Source organism: Italian clover phyllody phytoplasma str. MA1, from assembly GCF_000300695.1.
Classification (GTDB): domain Bacteria; phylum Bacillota_I; class Bacilli_A; order Acholeplasmatales; family Acholeplasmataceae; genus Phytoplasma.
Window position 1 is genome coordinate 1 of sequence record NZ_AKIM01000083.1, and the last position, 234, is coordinate 234.

Consider the following 234-nt stretch of genomic DNA (forward strand, 5'->3'; position numbering starts at 1 on the left):
TTTTATTTTTCGCAAATTCGGGGTTTTTTATTTTTATAACAAACCAAATAAAAGGAGAAAAAAGATGAAAAACGACATTAGTCAAGAAATTAGAATTGGGGTTGGCACACGAAAGCCACCCCAAATGATTTAACTCAAATTAAAAACTTTTTAAAAATATTAAAAGAAGATTTAATCAATCTCACTATTATCTCTCATTCTAAAAAGAAAAACACCTATCAAGAAGCTAATTAC

Annotated in this window: 1 pseudogene; it reads left to right on the top strand. The window is 26.9% G+C overall.

Annotation, left to right across the window (positions count from 1 at the left end):
• Positions 1-64 precede the first annotated feature (64 nt).
• A pseudogene (locus RI01_RS03915) lies at positions 65-234 on the top strand (phase variable surface lipoprotein); the annotation flags it as partial.